Origin of the sequence: Halobacterium rubrum, assembly GCF_021729015.1 — an archaeon.
Lineage (GTDB): Archaea > Halobacteriota > Halobacteria > Halobacteriales > Halobacteriaceae > Halobacterium > Halobacterium rubrum.
Window position 1 is genome coordinate 435604 of sequence record NZ_JAJQQZ010000001.1, and the last position, 16507, is coordinate 452110.

Genomic DNA, 16507 nt, shown 5'->3' on the forward strand with positions numbered 1-16507 from the left:
ATTAAAAATGTTCGAAAATTTCGCCCAGCTGACGACGACCCTGACGCAGACCGGAGGTAGCATGCCCGCAATCACCCCGAAGTCCGCCGCCGCTCTCGCGGTCGGTCTCGCGGCCCTCGCAGCAGGGTACGCGGAGCGCGGTATCGGTAGCGCGGCCGTCGGCGCCATCGCCGAGGACCAGGACCTCTTCGGTACGGGCCTCATCCTGACGGTCCTCCCGGAGACGCTCGTCATCCTCGCGCTGGTCGTCGTCTTCGTCGTCCCGACCCCGTTCTAACTACCCCCGCAGTCTCCACTTATGAGTCTGGAAACAGTAGTTGAGGATATTCGAGACGAGGCCCGCGAGCGCGCGAAGGAGATTCGTGCAGACGCCGAAGAGCGCGCCGACGCCATCGTCGCGGAGGCGGAAGCCGACGCCGACGAGATCGTCGCCGAAGCCGAGGCTGACGTCGAGTCAGAAATCGCCCAGGAGCGCGAGCAGAAGCTCTCCAGCGCGAAACTCGAGGCCAAGCAGATGCGCCTCGAGGCGCGTCGGGACGCGCTCCAGTCGGTGCGTTCGTCCGTCGAAGACCGCATCACCGACCTCGACGGCGACGAGCGCGAGGAGCTCACCCGCGAGCTGCTCGACGCCGCCAGCACGGAGTTCGACGACGACGCCGAGGTCCGCGTGTTCGGTCGCGCGGACGACGAGGCCCTCATCTCGGACATCCTCGACGACTACGACGGATACGAGTACGCCGGCGAGTACGACTGTCTCGGCGGCGTGGTCGTGGAGAGCGACACGTCCCGGGTCCGAGTCAACAACACGTTCGACTCGGTGCTCGAGGACGTCTGGGAGAACAACCTGAAAGCAATCAGCGCCCGCCTGTTCGACGAGGAGCAATGAGCGCGTCCGGACCGGCCAACTACGAGTACGTGGTCGCCCGGGTCCGCCACCGTCGAGCCAGCCTGTTCGGCGACGACGAGTACCGCAAGCTCCTCCGGATGGGCACCGGCGGCATCGCGCGCTTCATGGAGGACACCGCCTACGAGGCGTCAATCAACCGTCTCGGGTCGCGGTACAGCGGCGTGGACCTCGTCGAGTACGCGCTCAACGACACGCTCGCCAGCGAGTTCGACTCGCTGCTCCGCTGGAGCGAGGGCCGCCTCTACGATCAGGTCGCCAAGTACCTCCGGAAGTTCGACGCGTGGAACGTGAAGACGGTGTTCCGGGGGCTGTACTCGGACGCGACCGTCGACGAGATCCGCGCCGACTTCGTCGACGCCGGCGAGTTCAGCGAGGAGTTCCTCGAGCGGCTGGTCGCCGCCGACTCCATCGAGACGGTCGTCGAGACCCTCGACGGGACGCTGTTTGGCCCGTACGTCGAGCCGGCGTTCGAGGACTACGAGGAGTCCGGGACGCTGGTCCCGCTGGAGAACGCCGTCGACCGCGCGTACTACGAGAACCTCGTGCCCCGGCGCGTCACGAATCAGGACAGCCCGCAGGCGCTGTACGCGGAGTTCCTGACCGCCGAGATCGACTTCCGGAACGCCCGGAACGCGCTGCGGCTCGCGCGGTCGGGGGCGTCGGTCGACCCCGAAGAGTACTTCATCGAGGGTGGGACGCTGTTCGAGGCGTCGGAGCTGGCGTCGCTGGTCGAGCGCAAGTCCGACCTCGTCGACCGCATCCGGGAGAGCCGGTACGGCGACGAGCTGTCGGCCGCGCTGAACGACCTCGAGGAGGCCGACAGCCTCATCGGGTTCGAGCACGCGCTCGACCGCGCGCTCCTGGAGTACTCCGACCACCTCTCGTACGTCTACCCGCTGTCCGTCTGTCCGGTACTGGCGTACATACTCGCGAAGGAACGGGAAGTGGACAACATTCGCGCCATCGCTCGCGGCCGGGAGGCCGGCCTGAGCGAGGACGAGATACAGGAGGAGCTGGTCATCCTATGAGCCAGGAGATTGCCGTCGTCGGCAGCCCGGAGTTCACCACCGGGTTCCGGCTCGCAGGCGTTCGGAAGTTCGAGAACGTCCCGCAGGACGAGAAGGGCGACGAGCTGGACGGCGCCGTGGAGGCAGTCCTCGAGGACGACGACGTCGGCATCGCCGTGATGCACGATGACGACCTCGAGTTCCTCTCGCGGGGCGTCCGGCAGTCCGTCGAGACCAGCGTGGAACCGACGTTCGTCACCATCGGCGGGGGCGCCGCCGGCGGGAGCGGACTTCGAGACCAGATCAAGCGCGCCATCGGGATCGACCTGATGGGCGACGAGGAGGAAGGTGACTAAATCGAATGAGTCAAGCTGAAGCTATCACCGACACTGGCGAAATCGAGAGCGTGAGCGGTCCGGTCGTGACCGCCACGGACCTCGACGCCCAGATGAACGACGTCGTCTACGTGGGCGACGAGGGTCTGATGGGCGAGGTCATCGAAATCGAGGGCGACATCACCACCATCCAGGTGTACGAGGAGACGTCCGGCATCGGGCCGGGCGAGCCCGTCGAGAACACGGGCGAACCCCTCACTGTGGACCTGGGTCCGGGAATGCTGGACTCCATCTACGACGGCGTCCAGCGCCCGCTGGACGTCCTCGAAGACGAGATGGGGGCGTTCCTCGACCGCGGCGTCGACGCGCCCGGCATCGACCTCGAGAAGGAGTGGGAGTTCGAGCCCGCCGTCGAGGAGGGCGACGAGGTCGAGGCCGGCGACGTCGTCGGCAGCGTCGACGAGACCGTCAGCATCGAGCACAAGGTCCTCGTCCCGCCCAACAGCGAAGGCGGCGAAGTGGTCTCCGTGGAGTCCGGCTCGTTCACCGTCGAGGAGACGGTCGTCGAGCTGGACACCGGCGAGGAGATCCAGATGCACCAGGAGTGGCCGGTGCGCCGCCAGCGGCCGACCGTCGAGAAGCAGACGCCGACGGAGCCGCTGGTCTCCGGCCAGCGCATCCTCGACGGCCTGTTCCCGCTCGCGAAGGGCGGGACGGCCGCGATTCCGGGGCCGTTCGGGTCCGGGAAGACGGTCACCCAGCAGTCTCTGGCGAAGTTCGCCGACGCGGACATCGTCGTCTACATCGGCTGCGGTGAGCGCGGCAACGAGATGACCGAGGTCATCGAGGACTTCCCGGAGCTGCCCGACCCGCAGACCGGGAACCCCCTGATGGCCCGGACGTGCCTCATCGCGAACACGTCGAACATGCCGGTCGCGGCCCGCGAGTCCTGCATCTACACGGGCATCACCATCGGCGAGTACTACCGCGACATGGGGTACGACGTGGCGCTGATGGCCGACTCCACCTCGCGGTGGGCGGAGGCCATGCGCGAGATTTCCTCCCGCCTCGAGGAGATGCCCGGCGAGGAGGGCTACCCGGCGTACCTGGCCGCGCGCCTCTCGCAGTTCTACGAGCGCGCCGGCTACTTCGAGAACCAGAACGGCAGCGAGGGCTCCATCTCGGTCATCGGCGCGGTGTCGCCGCCGGGTGGTGACTTCTCCGAGCCGGTCACCCAGAACACGCTGCGCATCGTGAAGACGTTCTGGGCGCTGGACAGCGACCTCGCCGAGCGCCGGCACTTCCCGGCGATCAACTGGGACGAGTCCTACAGCCTGTACAAGGACCAGCTCGACCCGTACTTCGAGGAGAACGTCGTCGACGACTGGTCCGAGCAGCGCCAGTGGGCGGTCGACATCCTCGACGAGGAGGCCGAACTCGAGGAGATCGTACAGCTCGTCGGGAAGGACGCGCTGCCCGAGGACCAGCAGCTCACCCTCGAGGTCGCGCGCTACATCCGCGAGGCGTGGCTCCAGCAGAACGCGCTCCACGACGTGGACCGCTACTGCCCGCCGGAGAAGACGTACGCCATCCTCTCGGGTATCAAGTCGTTCCACGACGAGGCCTTCGAGGCGCTGGACGCCGGCGTGCCGGTCGACGAGATCACGGCCATCGACGCCGCGCCGCGTCTGAACCGTCTCGGCACGACGCCCGACGACGAGTACGAGGAAGAGGTCGAGGAGATCGAACAGCAGATTAGCGAACAGCTCCGGGAGCTCTACTGACCACAATGAAAGAGTACCAGACGATCACCGAAGTCAGCGGCCCGCTGGTGTACGTCGAGACCGACGAGCCAATCGGGTACGACGAGATCGTCGAGATCGAGACGCCGGACGGCGAAGTGAAGCGCGGGCAGGTGCTGGAGTCCAGCCAGGGCTTCGTCGCCATCCAGGTGTTCGAGGGGACCGAGGGCATCGGGCAGGACGCCTCGGTTCGGTTCCTCGGCGAGACCCTGAAGATGCCCGTGACCGAGGACCTCCTCGGTCGCGTGCTGGACGGGTCCGGCAACCCCATCGACGGCGGTCCCGACATCGTCCCCGACGAGCGACTCGACATCGTCGGCGAAGCAATCAACCCCCACGCGCGGGAGTACCCCGAAGAGTTCATCCAGACCGGCGTGTCCGCCATCGACGGCATGAACACGCTGGTTCGGGGGCAGAAGCTCCCGATCTTCTCCGGGTCCGGGCTGCCCCACAGCGACCTGGCACTCCAGATCGCGCGGCAGGCCTCGGTCCCCGAGGAGGAGGAGGCCGAGGGCGAGGACAGCGAGTTCGCCGTCGTCTTCGGCGCGATGGGTATCACGGCCGAGGAGGCCAACGAGTTCATGGAGGACTTCGAGCGAACCGGCGCACTGGAGCGCTCCGTGGTCTTCATGAACCTCGCCGACGACCCGGCCGTCGAGCGGACGGTCACGCCGCGGATGGCGCTGACCACGGCCGAGTACCTCGCCTTCGAGAAGGACTACCACGTCCTCGTCATCCTGACGGACATGACGAACTACTGCGAGGCGCTGCGCGAGATCGGTGCGGCACGCGAAGAGGTGCCGGGTCGCCGTGGCTACCCGGGTTACATGTACACGGACCTGGCGCAGCTCTACGAGCGCGCCGGCCGCATCGAGGGCCGGGAGGGCTCTGTCACGCAGATTCCCATCCTCACGATGCCGGGTGACGACGACACGCACCCGATTCCGGACCTCACCGGGTACATCACCGAGGGCCAGATCATGATGAACCGCGACCTGAACAGCCAGGGCGTGACGCCGCCCGTGAACGTCCTGCCGAGCCTCTCCCGCCTGATGGACGACGGTATCGGCGAGGGGCTCACCCGCGACGACCACGGCGACGTCTCCGACCAGCTGTACGCGGCGTACGCGGAGGGCGAGGAGCTCCGCGACCTCGTGAACATCGTCGGCCGCGAGGCCCTGAGCGAGCGGGACAACCGCTATCTGGACTTCGCGGACCGCTTCGAGGAGGAGTTCGTCGACCAGGGCTTCCGGACGAGCCGCTCGATCGACGAGACGCTGGACCTCGGCTGGGAGCTGCTGTCGATGTTCCCGAAGGCCGAGCTGAACCGCGTCGACGAGGACCTCATCGAGGAGTACTACGTCGAGGACGCGGCGTCCGAGGAAGAGGCCGCGGCGGCCGACTGACGCCCGAACCCGACACCACCCATTCTCCGTTCTTTCCCGTCGCCCAGCCGCGGCGCCAGCCGGGTGCGTCCACGCTCGGACACCCACAGTTTCGGCCCTACAGTAATGAGGGAACGGCGCCACAGATGAGGAGACGGCAGTGGCGTCGCTCGCCGGACTCGCCACGTTTTTCGTGGCGGGCACGGAACCAGCGTGCAGTCGTCGGACGGCCGCCACCCGGCACAGCGGTGGCGGTCCGCTCGCAGACGGAGTGAGACGGTGACAACGAGCTACCTGACGTTCCTGGCCGTGGCCGTGGGCCCGCCGCTGGCGGCGCTGACAGCGCTGCGTGTGGCTCGCTGGGACGGCGACCGCTACCGGCTCGCGGGCGTCGGCGTCCTGCTCGTGCTGGCGATGACGTACACGACGCCGTGGGACAACTATCTGGTCGCGCGCGGCGTCTGGTGGTACGGCGAGGGGACGGTGGTCGCCCGCATCTGGCACGCGCCCCTCGAGGAGTACCTCTTCATCGCGACGCAGACGCTGCTCACCGGGCTCTGGGTACAGACGCTGCCGGTGCGGCCCGACGGCGAGTTCCTGTCGACCCGGCGGGACGCGGCAGTCGGGGCGCTGGCGGGCGTCGCGGTCGGCGCCGTCGGCGTGGCGTTCCTGTTCCGGGACGCGACGTTCTACGTGGGCGCCATTCTGGCGTGGGCAGCGCCCGTACTCGGCCTCCAGTGGGCGGTCGGCTGGCGGTACCTCTGGGAGCGCCGGCGTGTGTTCGCGGTGGCCGTGCTGGTACCGACGCTGTTCCTCGCGGCCGCCGACCGGTACGCCATCGCGGACGGCATCTGGGTGCTGGCCGACCAGTACACCACCGGCCTCACGGTGCTCGGGCTCCCAGTCGAGGAGGGCGCGTTCTTCTTCGTGACGAACGTCTTCGTGAGCCAGGGGCTCATCCTCTACGCGTGGGTGCTAGCCCGGTGGCGCTGACCGACCTCGGCGACCGGGAGCGACGCACGCTCGCCCGCCCGGCGCTGGCCGCCGGCTGGGTCGCCGTCGCGGTCGCCGCGCTCCCCGCGCTCTCCGGCGTCGAGCTGTCGCCGACCGCGCGGTACGCGCCGCTGGTCGCGAGCGCCGTCCTGTTCGGGATGCCCCACGGCGCCATCGACTACGTCGCCCTCCCGCGAGCGGTCGCCGGCGCGGTCACCGCCCGCTGGCTCGCGGCCGTCGGCGTCGTCTACCTCCTCCTCGGCGGCGGGTACGCGGCCGCGTGGTTCGCCTACCCGGTCGCCGCGGCGCTCGCGTTCGTCGCCGTGACGTGGCTGCACTGGGGGCAGGGCGACCTCTACCCCCTGCTCGATTTCCTCGATGTGGACTACCTCGACACGCGCACGCGACGCGTGAGCGCCGTGCTCGTGCGCGGCGGCCTCCCGATGCTCGTCCCGCTGCTGGGCTACCCGGGCCGCTACCGCGAGGTCGTCGCGGCGTTCGCCGCGCCGTTCGGCACCGGCGCCGACGACGTCGCCGGCCTCCCGCTGTTCGACCCGCAGATCCGGCTGGCGCTCGGCGTCGCGTTCGCCGCGCTCACCGTCGGCGTGCTCGCCGCTGGCTGTCGACGAACCCGGAACCCGTGGGCGTGGCGCGTGGACGCCGCCGAGACGCTGGGACTGTGGGCGTTCTTCTACGTGGTCCCGCCGGTGTTCGCCGTCGGGGTCTACTTCTGCCTGTGGCACTCCGTCCGGCACGTCGCGCGCGCAATCGCCGTCGACGACTCCATTCGCCCCTCGCTCCGAGCCGGCGACGTGCTCGGGCCGCTCGCGCGGTTCGTGCGGGAGGCGGCGCCGCTGACCGCCGCCGCGCTCGCGCTCGGGGGCGTGCTCTGGTGGGCGGTGCCGGACCCGCCGACCACCCTCGAGGGCGGCGCTGCCCTCTACCTCGTGTTGATCGCGGTGCTCACGCTCCCGCACGTCGCGGTGGTGACGTGGATGGACCGCGCGCAGGGCGTGCTCTGAGCCCGACTGAAAACGTTTACCTCCCCGCAGAGAGAACGCCCTCGCAAGAGACCAGTATGGCCCAGGACATCAAGCCCACCCGGAAGAACCTCATGGAGATCGAGGACCGCATCGACCTCTCCGAGCGAGGCCACGACACGCTCGAACAGAAGCGCGACGGCCTCATCATGGAGTTCATGGACATCCTCGATCAGGCCCAGGACGTCCGGGAGGACCTCGAGGGCGACTACCAGACCGCCCAGAAGAAGATCAACATGGCGCGCGCGATGGAGGGCGACATCGCCGTCCGCGGTGCCGCCGCCGCCCTCGAAGAGCACCCCGAGATCACCGTCGAGTCACGGAACATCATGGGCGTCGTCGTCCCCCAGATCGAGTCCTCGAAAGTCCGGAAGAGCCTCGACGAGCGCGGCTACGGCATCCTCGGGACGAGCGCCCGCATCGACGAGGCCGCCGAGGCCTACGAGGAGCTGCTGGAGTCCATCGTGCTCGCCGCCGAGGTCGAGACCGCAATGAAGAAGATGCTCACCGAGATCGAGACGACCAAGCGCCGCGTCAACGCCCTGGAGTTCAAGCTCCTGCCCGAGCTCTACGAGGGCAAGGAGTACATCGACCAGAAGCTCGAGGAGCAGGAGCGCGAGGAGATCTTCCGCATGAAGAAGGTCAAAGCGAAGAAAGAAGAGCAGGAAGAAGAGGAGGAGGAGGAGGACGCGGCCGACGCGTACTACCTCGACGAGGAAGAGGCGCCGGCCGACGACTAGCGGAGCCCGCTGCCCACCGGCCAGCACGCCCGTCCGCCCGAGTCACTTAGGGGGCGGCCGGCCGTCGGTCGACGCATGACGTGTCCGAACTGCGGCAGTCCCACGCTCTCTTTCCCCGTCCCGGAGTCGGTCCGTGGACACTTGCCCGACGACCGCGCAAGCGCCACCATCTGTACGCACTGTCTCCAGGTCGCGCCGAGCGACGACGCCGTCTCGGAGTACCCCGATTTCTCCCGCGCGAGCACCGCGTTCCCCGACGACGGCGAGACGGCGGCCGTGCTCGCCAGCCTCCTCGCGCTGCTGGACCGGCTCGTGTTGCACCGCGAGGACGCCGACGCCGTCGCCGAAGTCGCCGAACGTCGGGGCGTCGACGTGCTCCTGTTCCTGGACCGGGTCGCCGCCGACGACAGCGCCGACCCGGAGCTCGACGTGACCCGGCGGCGCACCCAGCTCGAACAGCTCATCTGACTGCCGGCACGCCAGCAGTTAGGGGGCTGGCCGCCGACAGTCGCGACATGAACACCGAGTGGGCCGACGCCGGCCGGCTGGCTGGCTTGCGCGAGGACCTCGTAGTCACGGGCGAGCGCGCCCGGATTCCCGTGGAGGCACCGTTCACGGGCGAGGAGATCGCCGAACTCCCCGCCGGCACGGAGGCGGACGTCGAGGCCGCGGTCGCACAGGTCCAGGACGCCCAAGAGTCGTGGGCCGAACGCTCCGTCGCGGAGCGGACGGCGGTCCTCGACCGGTACGCCGACCGCGTGCTGGACGCGCAACGCGACGTGCTGGACCTCGCACAGCTGGAGTCCGGGAAATCCCGGCGGGACGCCTTCGAGGAGGTGCTGGACGTGGCGGCGACGGCGGACCACTACGCGAACGTCGCCGAGGACCTGCTGGCGAGCGAGCGCCGCTCCGGCGTGATTCCGGGGCTCGTCAGGCCGACGGTCCACCGCCACCCGAAGGGGGTCGTCGGCATCATCTCGCCGTGGAACTACCCGGTGACGCTGGCCATCTCGGACGCGCTGCCGGCGCTGGCGGCGGGCAACGGCGTCGTGCTGAAGCCCGCCGAGCAGACCACGCACGTCGCCTTGCTGGCGCGCCGGCTGCTCGTGGAGGCCGGGCTGCCCCCGGAGCTGTTCGCCGTCGTGTCCGGGGAGGGCGAGCGGGTCGGCGCCGCGCTCGTCGACCACGTCGACTACGTGGCGTTCACGGGGTCGACGCGCGCCGGCCGCGAGGTCGCCGCCGCAGCCGGCCGGAACCTCGTGGACTGTTCGCTGGAGCTCGGCGGGAAGAACCCGCTGCTCGTACTGGACGACGCCGACCCCCAGAAGGCCGCTGCGGGCGCCGTCAGAGCGTGCTACGCGAACGCCGGCCAGCTCTGCATCAGCACCGAGCGGCTGTACGTCCACGACGACGTCTACGACGACTTCCGGGACGCGTTCGTCGCGGCCGCCCGCGACCTCCGGCTCGGCACCGGGTTCTCGTACGGCCCCGAGATGGGGAGCCTCCAGAACGAACCCCAGTTGCGGAAGACCGTCGAACACGTCGAGGACGCCGTCGAGAAGGGGGCGGACGTGCTGGCGGGCGGCCGCGAACGCCCGGACCTCGGCCCGTACTGCTACGAGCCGACGGTGCTGGAGGGCGTCACCGAGGGGATGACTGCCTACGACGAGGAGACGTTCGGCCCGGTCGCGTCGCTGTACCGGGTCGACAGCGTCGACGAGGCCGTCGCGCGCGCCAACGACTCCGAGTACGGCCTGAACGCCTCCATCTGGACGGGCAACCCGGAGCGCGGGGCCAGCGTGGGTCGTCGCATCGACTGTGGCACCGTCAACGTCAACGAGGGGTACGCCGCCGCGTGGGCGTCCATCGACGCGCCGATGGGCGGCATGGGCGACTCCGGGGTCGGCCGCCGGCACGGCGACGAGGGCCTGCTGCGGTTCACGGAGGCCCAGACCGTCGCCGTGCAGCGCGGCCCCCGCGTCGACCCCGGGCCGCTCCCGCAGGCGCTGTGGGCGAAGGCGATGACCGCCGGGACGCGCCTGCTCGGACGGCTCCCGGGGTGGCTGCGGTGAGCGCCGTCTTCCTCACCGGATTCCCGGGCTTTCTGGGGTCGGCGCTCGTCGACCGGCTGCTCGACCGCCGGGAGACGGTCCACTGTCTCGTCCAGCCGAAGTACCGCGAGGCCGCCGAGGCCCGGGCCGCCGACCTCGCGGGCGAGGACCGGCAGGACGCAATCGTGCTCCACGCCGGCGACGTCACGGAGCAGGGGCTCGCCCTCGACGACGACGCCCGCGAGACGATTCGGGCCGAGACCCGGGAGCTGTTCCACCTCGCCGCCGTCTACGACCTCGCCGTCGACCGCGCGGTCGGCGAGGCCGTCAACGTGGACGGTACCCGCCACGTCCTCGACCTCGCCGAGGTCTGTACGGACCTCGAGTGCTTCCACTACGTGAGCACCTGTTACGTGAGCGGGCGCCACGACGGCGTCTTCGGGCCCGACGACCTCGACGTCGGGCAGTCGTTCAACAACCACTACGAGGCGACGAAGTTCGAGGCCGAACTGCTCGTCCAGGAGCGAATGGCCGAGGGGCTGCCGGCGACCGTCTACCGGCCCGCCATCACGGTCGGGGACAGCGAGACCGGCCGGACCCAGAAGTACGACGGTCCCTACTTCGTGATGCGGTGGCTGCAGCGCTGCCCCGGTGTCGCACCGCTGCCGGTGTTCTCGGGCGCCGCCAGCACCGAGCTGAACGTCGTCCCCCGGAACTTCGTCGTGGACGCCATCGACCACCTCAGCGAGCACGGCGAGCCCGGCACCGTCTACCAGCTCTGCGACGCCAACCCCCCGACGATTCCCGAGCTCACGCGACTGCTCGCCGACGTCACCGACACGCGCGTGCTCCCGGTGCCGTCGACGCCCGGGCTGGCGAAACGCCTGCTCGGCACGGGCCTCGGCCGGTCGGTCGCCGGCATCCCGCCGGAGACCCTGGACTACTTCACGCACCCGACGACGTACGTCGCCCCACACACCCGCCGCGACCTCGCGGGCTCGGGCATCGCCTGTCCGGCCTTCGAGAGCTACGTCGACGTGCTCGCCGCCTACGCCCGCGACAACCCCGAGGTCGGCAGCGACGCGATGACGTAGCCGGCGAGCCGACTCCGGCGACGGCGGCCCCAGCGGTGAGGCTTATCCGGCTCTGCGCCTAACTCGACGTGTGGTAAAGTCCCCGTTCGAGATTCTGGGCGTCGACCCCGGCGCGGACGACGACGAGGTCGAGCGCGCGTACCGCCGGCGCGTCGTCGAGACCCACCCCGACCAGGGCGGCTCCCGGGAGCAGTTCCAGCTCGTCCGCGCGGCCTACGACGCCATCGACTCCGGCGACGTCGAGAGCTTCGACGAGGACGAAGTGGACACGGACCCCGAGGAGTCGGGGTTCGAGCGGCGGCCGGCGTCGGCGGCGACGCGCGTCGAGTACCTGAACTACGACGCGGTCGCGGACGCCGGCTGGACGCTCGGCGACGACGACCTCTTCGAGAAGGCCGCCGACGCCGACCTCGACCCCCTCGACCACGGCGAGTTCACGGTCGAACCGGGCGAGTCGCTGCTGGAAGCCGCCGAGCGCCGCGGCTGGGCGTGGCCGTACGCGTGCCGGGGTGGCGCGTGCGCGAACTGCGCGGTCGCGGTCACGGCCGGCGAACTCTCGATGCCGACCGACCACATCCTCACCGACGACCTCACCGACCAGGGGTTCCGGCTGTCCTGCAACGGCGTCCCGCTGTCCGCCGAGCTCCGGGTCGTCTACAACGTCAAACACCTCCCCGGCCTCGACGAACTCCGACTCCCGCCGTACCCCTTCGAGCAGGCGCACGCCGACGACTGACTGCGCCGCACTTCCGCCGGAGAACCAGTCCGCCTAGACGCCCGTGGAGTACCGCAGAATGCCCGCGTAGCCACCGAACGCCGTGAGGAGCTGTTCGCCCTTCTCGAAGTCGGTGGAGATGAAGTGCGTGTCCGTGCCGCGCTGGTCGGCGATCTCCATCAGGTGGTCGATGGCGTCCTCGCGTTCGACCTCCTCGGCGTCCTCGCCGCACTCCGAGCACGTGTGGTCGGGGCTGGAGTTGCGGCGGTCGACCGTCTCGTACTCCTCGTGGCCGTTCGGGCACTCGTAGACGACGACGTCCTCGCGGAGGTCCTCGGAGACGAGCAGCCGGTCGACGCTCCCCATGATGAGGTTCTGGCGGGTCTGCTCGAAGCCGTACGTGGCGAGCTCCCCGCCGTTGAGCTCCTCGAAGAACTCCTCCATGTCGGACTTGTCGTCCATCAGGTCGGCTTCCGCGAGCGCCGCCTGCCCCGCGTCGACGAGGTCCGAGAGCCCGGACTCGTCGGTGTAGGAGACGTCGAACTTCCCCAGGACCTTGTCCCGGAGCTCGTGGTGGAGGTAGTCGCCGTCGAGGAACTCGTCTTTGGTCGGCGACGGGCCGCCGACGAGGATGCCGTCGAGCTCGTGGCGCTTCGCCACGAAGAGGTCGTCGGCCATCCCCGCGACCTCCTGGTAGAAGTTGTCGATGGCTTCCAGCCGCAGCCGGGCGAACCGCTGTGCGGACTGGCCACCCTTCCGCTGTTTGCCGGGAACCAGCGACTCGGCGGACTTCACGGGCTCGACGCGCTTGCCCTTCAGCCAGCCGACGTTCGCCTCGCGGCGGTCGAGGACGATGAGCCCGTACAGGCCCTTGTCGCCGAGCATCTCCTCGAGGGGTTCGGTGAGGAACGCCGAGTCGCAGTGGTAGCGGAACGACTCGATGGGCTGGGGCGGCGACTCCAGCACTTCCGTGACCATGTCCGTGCGGCCGCCGCCGGAGTCGACGGCGCCCGAGAAGATGACCATGCCGTTGTCCGGCGGGAAGGTGTCGTAGTACCGCAGCCGGTCCTTGATAGAGGTGAGGGCGTCCTGGACCGCAGTCCGCGTCTGCTTGGACTTGATGTTGGACGCCTCCGAGTGCTCCTGGGTGACGTGTGCGACGACGTCGGAGATCTGCCGTTCCGGAGGGATGTAGATGGTGACCAGTTGGGTGCCGCTGCCCTCGTAGTCTTTGAGCTCCTCGATGACTTTGCGGAACTCGTACTTGCGTCGGTCCTCGGACGGTACCTCGTCCTGCTCGCTCATTGCACTGGAGTAGCCGACCGGCCGGTAAGTAAGCTTTGACCTGCTAGGAAGGCTCTCACACGGAATCTGGCGCCGATTCACAGCGCCGGGGCTTTCGGGGAGTCGTCGCAGTGCGGTCACTCCAGTTGCACACCTCGCCGCCAAACGCTTTATGTGACGGTGTGCGAAGATGTACCCATGAGTAGTGGCCGAGTGTTCGCCGTCGCCTCGGGGAAGGGCGGCGTCGGAAAGACGACGACCGCCGTGAACGTGGCGTCGGTGGTGGCGGAGGCGGACCGGTCGGTGGTGCTCGTCGACTACGACCTGGGGATGGCGAACGTCGGTCAGGTGCTCGACGTCGAGGACCCCGCCGGGGCGACCCTGCACGACGTACTGGCGGGGGACGCCAAGCCGCTGGACGCCGTCTCGGCGGCCCCCGGCGACTTCGACGTGGTGGTCGGCGGCACCGACATCGAGGACTTCGGGCGCGCAGACCCCTCGAAGCTCCGGGGGATGGCAGACGCGCTCCGGTCGGAGTACGACGTGACCATCGTCGACACCGGCGGCGGCCTGAGCCACGACACGACCGTGCCGCTGGGGCTGGCCGACGAGACGGTGCTCGTCTCGACGCGGCAGGCGGCGGCCCTGGAGAACACGGCGAAGACCCGGGACCTCGTGGAGCGCGTCGGCGGCACCGTCCGGGGGCTGGTGGTGACGCGGGTCTCCGGCAGCGACGTGGCGGACGACGACGAGGTGGCAGCGCTGGACGTCGACGTCCTCGGGTCGATTCCGGAGGACGGCCGGGTGGCGGACAGCGAGCGCGCGGGCGAGCCGCTGGTGTCGTTCGCGCCGGAGAGCCCCGCAGCCGTGGCGTACCGCGAACTCGGCTACGAACTGCTCGGCGAGTCGCCGCCGCTGTCGTTCAAAGACGGCGACGGTGAGGGCGCCGGGGACGCCCAGCCGGGTGCGGCGATGGCCGAGATGATGGGCGAGGGCGGCGACGCCGAGGAGTCGTCGGAGCCGTCGCTGCTGTCGCGGGTGACAGGCGGGCTGCTCGGGTCGAACGGGAAGGATTAAGCGACCGCGCACTCGGACACTCGGGTATGGCAACGGAACGCGACTCCATGTCGACTGGATGGCTGCTGTTCTACGTGCTGCTGGCACTCGCGGTCACGTACGGCGCGCTGTCGTACGTCGGCGCACCGCTGTAGTCGGCGCGCGCCGCAGCGGCCAGCAACGTTTTCGGTGCTCCGGGCACCGTCCCGTCAGTTCTGCTCCAGAGCACTGCCGCCGCCGCAGCCGCTGCGGCGCCTACATCGACTCGGGGGCGTCGATGCCGAGGGCGTCGAGCGCGTTCGCGAGCGTCTGGCGGGCGGCGTCGACGAGCGCGAGCCGGGCGGCCTGCACGTCCTCGTCGACGTCGTCGGCGAGCACCGGGCACTCCCGGTAGAAGGCGTTGAAGTCGTCGGCGAACTCCCGGGTGTAGGTCGCGACCTGGTGAGGCTCGAGGTCTTCTGCGGCTGCCTCCACCACGAGCGGGAACCGGGCGATGGACGCCAGCAGCGCGCGCTCGGCGTCGTCGGTGAGCACGTCGGCGTCGAGGCGGGGTTCGACGTCGCCCGCGGCCTCGCCGAGAATCCCGCAGGCTCGGGCGTGGGCGTACTGGACGAACGGCGCGCTCTGCCCCTCGAAGTCGAGGGCGTCGTCCCAGTCGAACGTGATGGCCTTCGTCGGCTGCTTGGCGACGACGTCGTAGCGCACCGCGCCGATGCCGACCTGTTCGGCGATGCGTTCGACGTCCTCGTCGGTGAGGTCGTCGTCCCGCACGCGGTCGCCGAGCCGCGAGCGGACGGCGTCCTCGGCCCGCGAGACGGCCTCGTCGAGCAGGTCGTCCATGTCGACGCCAGTCCCCTCGCGGGTGCTCATGGACTCGCCGCCGGGGAGGTTCACCCACGCGTAGAACAGCTCCTCGAGGCGGTCGGTGTCGTTGCCGAGGATGTCGAGGGCGGCGTTGAGCTTGTTCGCGTGCAGCTCCTGGTCCTCGCCGAGCACGGTGACGGCGCGGTCGAACTCGTCGAACTTCCACTCGTGGTGGGCGAGGTCCCGGGTCGTGTAGAGGGTGGTGTCGTCCGACCGCAGGAAGACGAAGGACTGCTCGATGTCCCAGTCGTCGAGGTCGAGCTGCCAGGCGCCCTCCTCCTCGTAGGCGTGCTCGGACTCTTTGAGCCGGTCGACGACCTCGTGGGTAGAGTCGTCGCGGAGGAACCGCGTCTCCTTGACGAACTCGTCGAACTCGGCGGGCAGCCGGCCGAGGGTGTCCTGCATGCCGCCGAGGACGGTGTCGACGACTTCTTCGACGCGTTCGTAGGTGGCTTCGTCGCCCTCGTCCAGTCCCTCGATGATTGCCGCGATCTCCGCTTCGGCGGCCTCGACCTCCTCGTCGGGGCCCTCCTCGAGGAACTCGTTGCCCTTCCGGTAGTACCGCACGAGGTCGTAGTCCGGCTTCTCGCGCTCGGGCTCGGGCAGGTCGGCCTCGTCGAACGTCTCGTAGGCCCACGTGAACACCGCCATCTGGCGGCCGGCGTCGTTGACGTAGTACTCGCGAGTGACGTCGTTGCCGGCGTACTCGAGGACGCGAGCGAGCGCGTCACCCAGAATCGGGTTCCGGGCGCGGCCGACGTGGACCGGCCCCGTCGGGTTCGCGCTCGTGTGCTCGACGACGACGGACTCGCCGGTGTCCGCGAGGTGGCCCCAGTCGTCGGCCTGCGCTTCGACGAGCGTGTCCGCGAAGTACGCGTCGCTCGGCCGGAAGTTCACGTACGGCCCCTGCGAGCGCGCTTCGGCGACGTACTTCGCGTCGGTGACGTCGACGGCGTCGGCGAGCTCGCCGGCGACCTGCGGCGGCGGCGCGCCCGCCTCACCGGCGAGCCGGTACGCCACGCTGGACGCGAGCACGGCGAGTACGTCCGCGGGCGGTTCCTCGATGCCGAGGTCCCCGGTCGGGTAGCCGAGGTCGTCGAGCGCCGCCTCGACGGCGGCCTCGACTTCCCGGCGGAAGGCGATGAACATGCCCACTGGTTGCTCGCGCCGGCTAAAGGGGTTTCCGAAGGAGCGCCGGAGGGCCGACGGGCCACACCGAACGCTGCCCTGCAGT

At 69.6% G+C, this 16507-nt stretch carries 16 protein-coding genes; 14 read left to right on the forward strand and 2 right to left on the reverse strand.

The genetic code is table 11. The annotated features are described in order from the left end of the window. Positions 1-7: 7 nt before the first annotated feature. The 13 genes from LT971_RS02280 to fer all read left to right on the forward strand — a co-directional run bounded on the left by LT971_RS02280 (position 8) and on the right by fer (position 12090). A complete protein-coding gene (locus tag LT971_RS02280) occupies positions 8-277 on the forward strand; it encodes an ATP synthase subunit C-like protein (RefSeq protein WP_425293259.1) in 270 nt (89 codons plus the stop codon). 21 nt (positions 278-298) lie between these two features. After that, on the forward strand, positions 299-886 hold the full coding sequence (locus LT971_RS02285; RefSeq protein WP_237005232.1) for a V-type ATP synthase subunit E: 588 nt from the start codon (positions 299-301) through the stop codon (positions 884-886). Continuing rightward, positions 883-1935 carry a V-type ATP synthase subunit C gene (locus LT971_RS02290; protein ID WP_237005233.1) on the forward strand — a complete coding sequence of 351 codons (1053 nt, stop codon included), beginning with the start codon at positions 883-885 and terminating at the stop codon, positions 1933-1935. Before LT971_RS02285 ends, LT971_RS02290 begins: the two co-directional genes overlap by 4 nt. Further along, positions 1932-2270: a V-type ATP synthase subunit F gene (locus tag LT971_RS02295; protein ID WP_237005234.1), complete on the forward strand. Its 339-nt coding sequence runs from the start codon at positions 1932-1934 to the stop codon at positions 2268-2270. The genes LT971_RS02290 and LT971_RS02295 overlap by 4 nt, the downstream gene beginning before the upstream one ends. Before the next feature lie 5 nt (positions 2271-2275). After that, positions 2276-4033, forward strand: a complete 1758-nt coding sequence (locus tag LT971_RS02300; RefSeq protein WP_237005235.1) for an ATP synthase subunit A — start codon at positions 2276-2278, stop codon at positions 4031-4033. A 5-nt stretch (positions 4034-4038) separates the two neighbouring features. Then, entirely contained in the window at positions 4039-5457 is a 1419-nt protein-coding gene (locus tag LT971_RS02305) for an ATP synthase subunit B (RefSeq protein WP_237005236.1), read from the forward strand. Between the two features lie 258 nt (positions 5458-5715). Then, entirely contained in the window at positions 5716-6429 is a 714-nt protein-coding gene (gene crtY / locus LT971_RS02310) for a lycopene beta-cyclase (RefSeq protein WP_237005237.1), read from the forward strand. Next, positions 6405-7451, forward strand: coding sequence for a Brp/Blh family beta-carotene 15,15'-dioxygenase (locus tag LT971_RS02315; RefSeq protein ID WP_237005238.1), 1047 nt, complete (start codon positions 6405-6407; stop codon positions 7449-7451). Before crtY ends, LT971_RS02315 begins: the two co-directional genes overlap by 25 nt. A 56-nt stretch (positions 7452-7507) precedes the next feature. Next, positions 7508-8209, forward strand: coding sequence for a V-type ATP synthase subunit D (locus tag LT971_RS02320; protein ID WP_237005239.1), 702 nt, complete (start codon positions 7508-7510; stop codon positions 8207-8209). Positions 8210-8284: 75 nt separating this feature from the next. Beyond that, on the forward strand, positions 8285-8677 hold the full coding sequence (locus tag LT971_RS02325) for a DUF6276 family protein (protein WP_237005240.1): 393 nt from the start codon (positions 8285-8287) through the stop codon (positions 8675-8677). A 47-nt stretch (positions 8678-8724) separates the two neighbouring features. Next, positions 8725-10281, forward strand: a complete 1557-nt coding sequence (locus tag LT971_RS02330; protein WP_237005241.1) for a succinic semialdehyde dehydrogenase — start codon at positions 8725-8727, stop codon at positions 10279-10281. Further along, positions 10269-11354 (forward strand): SDR family oxidoreductase, encoded by a 1086-nt coding sequence (locus tag LT971_RS02335; protein ID WP_280337241.1) that lies wholly within the window; start codon positions 10269-10271, stop codon positions 11352-11354. The genes LT971_RS02330 and LT971_RS02335 overlap by 13 nt, the downstream gene beginning before the upstream one ends. A gap of 70 nt (positions 11355-11424) precedes the next feature. After that, on the forward strand, positions 11425-12090 hold the full coding sequence (gene fer / locus LT971_RS02340) for a ferredoxin Fer (RefSeq protein ID WP_237005243.1): 666 nt from the start codon (positions 11425-11427) through the stop codon (positions 12088-12090). Positions 12091-12123: 33 nt separating this feature from the next. Here the strand turns inward: fer and prf1 are convergent, their stop codons facing one another. After that, a complete protein-coding gene (gene prf1, locus LT971_RS02345; RefSeq protein WP_237005244.1) occupies positions 12124-13374 on the reverse strand; it encodes a peptide chain release factor aRF-1 in 1251 nt (416 codons plus the stop codon). A gap of 177 nt (positions 13375-13551) precedes the next feature. Here prf1 and LT971_RS02350 point away from each other — a divergent pair, with 177 nt between their 5' ends. Continuing rightward, on the forward strand, positions 13552-14430 hold the full coding sequence (locus LT971_RS02350) for a MinD/ParA family ATP-binding protein (RefSeq protein WP_237005245.1): 879 nt from the start codon (positions 13552-13554) through the stop codon (positions 14428-14430). Positions 14431-14664: 234 nt separating this feature from the next. Here the strand turns inward: LT971_RS02350 and argS are convergent, their stop codons facing one another. Continuing rightward, complete coding sequence (gene argS, locus LT971_RS02355; protein ID WP_237005246.1) at positions 14665-16422, reverse strand: arginine--tRNA ligase; 1758 nt, start codon at positions 16420-16422, stop codon at positions 14665-14667. Between the last annotated feature and the right edge of the window lie 85 nt (positions 16423-16507).